This window comes from uncultured Aquincola sp. (assembly GCF_964001545.1).
Classification (GTDB): domain Bacteria; phylum Pseudomonadota; class Gammaproteobacteria; order Burkholderiales; family Burkholderiaceae_C; genus Aquincola.
Window position 1 is genome coordinate 1 of the sequence record NZ_CAXFDV010000210.1, and the last position, 5,564, is coordinate 5,564.

Annotated in this window: 5 protein-coding genes; all 5 read right to left on the reverse strand. The window is 68.5% G+C overall.

Annotated features, from left to right (window positions below; all coding sequences use genetic code 11):
* Positions 1-168 precede the first annotated feature (168 nt).
* Complete coding sequence (gene pncA / locus ABNT58_RS07280) at positions 169-897, reverse strand: bifunctional nicotinamidase/pyrazinamidase (RefSeq protein ID WP_348752834.1); 729 nt, start codon at positions 895-897, stop codon at positions 169-171.
* Positions 898-933: 36 nt separating this feature from the next.
* Positions 934-1,665, reverse strand: coding sequence for an ABC transporter ATP-binding protein (locus ABNT58_RS07285; RefSeq protein ID WP_348752835.1), 732 nt, complete (start codon positions 1,663-1,665; stop codon positions 934-936).
* Positions 1,662-2,528: an ABC transporter ATP-binding protein gene (locus ABNT58_RS07290; protein ID WP_348752836.1), complete on the reverse strand. Its 867-nt coding sequence runs from the start codon at positions 2,526-2,528 to the stop codon at positions 1,662-1,664. The genes ABNT58_RS07285 and ABNT58_RS07290 overlap by 4 nt, the downstream gene beginning before the upstream one ends.
* A complete protein-coding gene (locus ABNT58_RS07295; RefSeq protein ID WP_348752837.1) occupies positions 2,525-4,411 on the reverse strand; it encodes an ABC transporter permease in 1,887 nt (628 codons plus the stop codon). Before ABNT58_RS07295 ends, ABNT58_RS07290 begins: the two co-directional genes overlap by 4 nt.
* Positions 4,412-4,530: 119 nt before the next feature.
* Positions 4,531-5,564: ABC transporter substrate-binding protein (locus ABNT58_RS07300; RefSeq protein ID WP_348752838.1), on the reverse strand; the 1,034-nt coding region annotated here is incomplete at its 5' end.

Below are 5,564 nucleotides of genomic sequence, written 5' to 3' on the forward strand. Positions count from 1 at the left end.
GCGTACTTGGGGCCGTTGAGCCGCAGGTCGTTGCGCAGCACCTGCAGCAGCGGCGCGGCCGGCGGCACCTGCAGCGCCTGGGCCTGGCCGTTGACCTGCAGATGAAGCGTGACCGTGACCGGTGCGGGTGAGGGTACTGCGGCGGCGGTCACGGTCGGTGGGCTGGCTTTATGCCGTGGTGAGGTCGCTCGACTGGATGCGCTTGACGCCCTTGGCCGTCATCTGCTTCCAGGCGGCTTCCAGCGAGCCGTTGAGGTCGATGGCGCGGGTGGCGTCCTCGATCACGTAGACGTTGAAGCCGGCCTTGCGCGCGTCCATCGCGGTCCAGGCCACGCAGAAGTCGGTGGCCAGGCCGGTGACGTACACCGTCTTGATGCCGCGGGCCTTGAGGTAGCCGGCCAGGCCGGTGACGGTCTTGCGGTCGGCTTCCTCGAAGGCGGAGTAGCTGTCCACGCCCTTGTTGAAGCCCTTGCGGATGATGAGCTGCGCGGTGGGCAGCTTGAGGTCCTTGTGGAGCGCGGCGTCTTCGGTGCCCTGCACGCAGTGGTCGGGCCACAGCACCTGGTTGCCGTACTTCAGCACCGTGGTCTCGAAGGGCTTCTTGCCGGCGTAGCTGCTGGCAAACGATGCATGGCCGGGCGTGTGCCAATCCTGCGTGACCACGATGTTGGCAAAGGCCGGCGCCAGGCGGTTGATCACCGGCACCACCTCGTCGCCGCCCTTGACCGGCAGCGTGCCGCCGGGCACGAAGCAGTTCTGCACGTCGACCACGATCAGGGCCGACTTGTCGTCGGGCTTGATGGACGCTGCCGCGAGGGCCCAGGGCGTGGCGCCGGCCGCCAGCGCGGCGGTGGCGGTGTGCAGCAGGAACTGGCGGCGGGGCAGGGTCGTGGTCATGGCGAAGGCTCCGGTAAGGGTGGAAGAAAGGCGGCGTCAGACGCTCAGGTAGGCCCGCCGCACCTCTTCATTGGCGGCCAGCTCGGCCATGCTGCCGGTGTAGCGCATCTGGCCCTTTTCCAGCACATAGGCGCGGTCGGACACCAGTTCGGCGAAATGCATGTTCTGTTCCGACAGCAGGATGCTCACGCCCTGCGCCTTCAGCGCCAGGATCATGTGGGCCATCTGCTCCACGATCACCGGCGCCACGCCTTCGGAAGGTTCGTCCAGCAGCACCAGGAAGGGGTTGCCCATCAGCGTGCGGGCCACGGTCAGCATCTGCTGCTCACCGCCGCTCATGCGGCCGCCGGGGCGGTCGGGCATCTCGCCCAGGTTGGGAAACAGCTGGAACAGGCGCTCGGCCGTCCACAGCGGCGCTTCGCTGCCATCGGGCCAGCGGCGCGGCGGCTGGCGACCCACCTCGAAGTTCTCCAGCACCGTCAGGTCGGTGAACACGCGGCGGTCTTCAGGCACGAAGCCCAGGCCCGCGCGGGCGATGTCGTGCGGCTGCGCGCGGCTGATGTCGCGGCCCATGAACTGCACGCTGCCGCGGCGCTTGGCCATCAGGCCCATCAGCGTCTTGAGCGTGGTGGACTTGCCCGCGCCGTTGCGGCCCATCAGCGCCACCACCTCGCCACGGCGCACCCGCAGGCCGACGTCGAACAGGATCTGCGCGGCGCCGTACCAGGCGTTCAGGCCGCTGGCGTCCAGCAACACCTCGTTTTTCATGATGCCGCTCCGGTGTGGCGGGGTCCTTCAAGCGGCCGCGGCAGAACCGGCTCTGCCGGGCTGCTCGCGGCGCCCCCTTGAGGGGGAGCGCCGGAGGCGCTTCGGGGGTGGGCTTCAAACGTTTTACCCGTGCCGAAATAGACTTCTTGCACCTTGGGGTGGTCGCGGATCTCGGCCGGCTTGCCTTCGGCAATCAGCCTTCCGCGGGCCAGCACGATCATGCGGTCGGCGTAGGCGAACACCACGTCCATGCTGTGTTCGGTGAACAGCACCGCAATGCCGCGCTCGATCACCAGCTGCTTGGTCAGCGCCATCAGCTCGTTGCGTTCCTTGGGTGCCATGCCGGCGGTGGGCTCGTCCATCAGCAGCAGCTTGGGCTGGTTGGCCATCGCAATGGCCAGCTCCACCCGCTTGACGTCGCCATAGGCCAGCACGCTGCAGGGCCGGTCGGCCTGCGCCGCCATGCCCACCTGGGCCAGCAGCGCCAGCGCCTCGTCGCGCTTGTGGCCGGCCGCGCGGCGCCACATCGAGAACAGCAGGCCGTCGCTGGACAGCAGCGCCATCTGCACGTTTTCCACCACCGTCAATGAGCCAAAGGTCTCGGCGATCTGGAAGGTGCGGCCCACGCCCAGGCGCCAGATGTCGCGCGGCTTGCGGCCGATGAGTTCCTGCCCTTCGAGCTGGATGCTGCCGGTGTCGGCCTTCAACTGGCCGTTGACCATGTTGAAGGTGGTGGACTTGCCGGCGCCGTTGGGGCCGATCAGGGCCAGCAGCTCGCCCTTGGCGACCGAGAAGCTGACGCCATCGACCGCGCGATTGCCGCCGAAGGACTTGCCCAAATTGGTGACGTTCAACAGGCTCATTGCACCGCCTCCTTGCGTTGGGCGAACAGCTGCCGCACGAAGCCGGCGATGCCCTGCGGGAAGGCCAGCACCAGCAGCAGGATGATGCCGCCCAGCAGGGCGCGCCAGTAGTCGGTGCTGCGGGCCACGGTGTCCTGCAGCCAGGTGAAGGTGACGGCGCCCACCAGCGGGCCCGACAGCGTTTGCAGGCCGCCCAGCAGCACCATCACCAGCCCATCGACCGAGCGGCCCACGCCCAGCACGTCGGGCGAGATGCTGCCCTTGGAAAAGGCGTACAGCGCGCCCGCCAGCCCGGCGAACAGGCCCGCCACCACAAAGGCCACCCACTGCATGCGCTTGACGTCGATGCCGATCGCATCGGCGCGCAGCAGCGAGTCGCGGCCGGCACGCATCGCATAGCCGAAGGGCGAGAACAGGATGCGGCGCAGCGCCAGCACCGCCAGCGCCACCAGCGCCAGCGTCAGCCAGTAGTAGTGCGTCTTGTCCGACAGCCATTCCGCCGGCCACACGCCGGTGATGCCGTTGCTGCCGCCGGTGAACTCGTCCCACTGGAAGGTGACCGACCAGACGATCTGCGCGAAGGCCAGCGTGAGCATGGCCAGGTACACGCCCGACAGCCGCACGCAGAACCAGCCGAACAACAGCGCGCCCACCGCCGCCGCCACCGGCGACAGCACCAGGGCCAGTTCCATCGGCAGGCCGGCGTTGCGCACCAGCAGCGCCGCCGCATAGGCACCCAGGCCGAAGTAGGCCGCATGGCCGAACGAATGCATGCCGGCCGGCCCCATGATGAAGTGCAGGCTGGCCGCAAACAGCGCGGCGGTCAGCAGGTCGATGGCCAGCACCGTGAGGTAGGGGGCATCGGCGGTGGCCAGCGGCATGGCGGCCAGCGCCAGCAGCAGCACCGCGCCGGCGATCTTCAGGCCGTTGCCCGCCGCGCGCAGCGGCTCTTCGGGCGGGGCCGAATTGCGGCTGGTGCCCTGCGGCCGGCCGAAGAGGCCCCAGGGCCGCACCACCAGCACTACCGCCATCACCAGGAACTCGGCCACCAGCGTGAGCTTGGAGAAGGAGAAGGCGATGCCGAACAACTCGACGTTGCCGATGCCGATGCACAGCGCCTTGATCTCGGCGATCAGCAGCGCGGCCACATAGGCGCCGGGGATGCTGCCCATGCCGCCCACCACCACCACCACGAAGGCGTCGCCGATGGTCAGCAGGTCCAGGCCCAGGTTGGCCGGCTCACGCGGCAGCTGCAGCGCGCCGCCCAGGCCGGCCAGCATCGCGCCCAGCGCAAACACCGCGGTGAACAGCCAGGCCTGGTTGACGCCCAGGGCGCCCACCATCTCGCGGTCTTGCGTGGCGGCGCGTACCAGGGTGCCGAAGCGGGTGCGGGTGAGCAGCAGCCACAGCAGGCCCAGCACGACGGGGCCGATGAAGATGAGGAAGAGGTCGTAGGTGGGAAAGCGCCGGCCCAGCAGGTCGATGGAGCCGGTGAGCCCCGGCGCCCGCGGGCCCAGCAGGTCTTCAGGGCCCCACAGCCACAGCGCCGCGTCCTTGATCACCAGCACCAGCGCGAAGGTGGCCAGCAGCTGGAACAGCTCGGGCGCCCGGTAGATGCGGCGCAGCAGCGTCACTTCCACCAGCGCGCCCACCAGGCCCACCGCGATGGAGGCCAGCAGCAGCGCTGGCCAGAACCAGCCGCTGCCCAGCCGGTCGGCCAGGCTGTAGGCGATGTAGATGCCCAGCATGTAGAACGAGCCGTGCGCGAAGTTCACGATGCGGGTGACGCCGAAGATCAGCGACAGGCCGGCCCCGACCAGGAACAGCGACGATGCGCCGGCCAGGCCGTTGAGCAGTTGGACGATGAAGCCGGATAGATCCATGGCGTGGGGGCTGGGTGCTCTCGGCGATCAAACAGGCAGCCCTGCCGCCGCGGCGGGCGCCGTGGCAGGGCATCGGAAAAGGGGCCGGGGGCGCGGGCGGTGCCCGCGCCAGGTCGCGATCAGTCCGCGGGGCGCAGCTTCTTCACTTCTTCGTCGCTCGGCTGGAACTTGGCGCCATCGAGGTAGACGTAGTCCACCATCACGCCCTTGCCCTTGTCGTTCTTGGTCTTGCCGACGAAGGCGCCCAGCGTGGACTGCTGGTCGATCGCGCGGTAGTTGAACTTGCCGAAGGGGCCGGTGACTTCCAGCCCGCGGAAGGCGGTGATGAGCTTCTCGGTCTCGGTGCTCTTGGCCTTCTTGATGCCTTCGGCCAGCGACTTGATCATGCTGTAGCCCACCACCGAGCCCAGGCGCGGATAGTCCTTGTACTTGCCGTGGTAGGCCAGGAAAAAGGCCTTGTGCTCCGGCGTCTGGATGCCGTACCAGGGGTAGCCGGTGACGATCCAGCCGTTGGGCGATTCATCCTTCAGCGGGTCGAGGTATTCGGGCTCGCCGGTCAGCAGGCTCACCACCTCGCGGCCCTGGAACAGGCCGCGGGTGTTGCCCTCGCGCACGAACTTGGTCAGGTCGGCGCCGAACAGCACGTTGAAGATGGCGTCGGGCTTGGCATCGGCCAGCGCCTGCACCACGCTGCCGGCGTCCAGCTTGCCCAGCGGCGGCGCCTGCTCGGCCACGAACTCCACGTCGGGCTGCGCGGCCTTGAGCAGCTGCTTGAAGGTGGCCACCGCGCTCTGGCCGTATTCGTAGTTGGGGTAGACGATGGCCCAGCGCTTTTTCTTGAGCTTGGCCGCCTCGGGCACCAGCATGGCCGACTGCATGTAGGTGGAGGCCCGCAGGCGGAAGGTGTAGCGGTTGCCGTTCTGCCACACGATCTTGTCGGTCAGCGGCTCGCCGGCCAGGTAGAAGAACTTCTTTTGCTTGGCGAAGTCGGTCAGCGCCAGGCCGGTGTTCGAGAGGAAGGAGCCGGCCAGCACGTCCACCTTCTCGCGCGAGATCAGCTCTTCGGCCGCGCGAACCGCATCGCCGGGGCTGGCGTTGTCGTCGCGGGTGATCAGCTCCACCTTCTTGCCCAGCAGGCCGCCGCTGGCGTTGA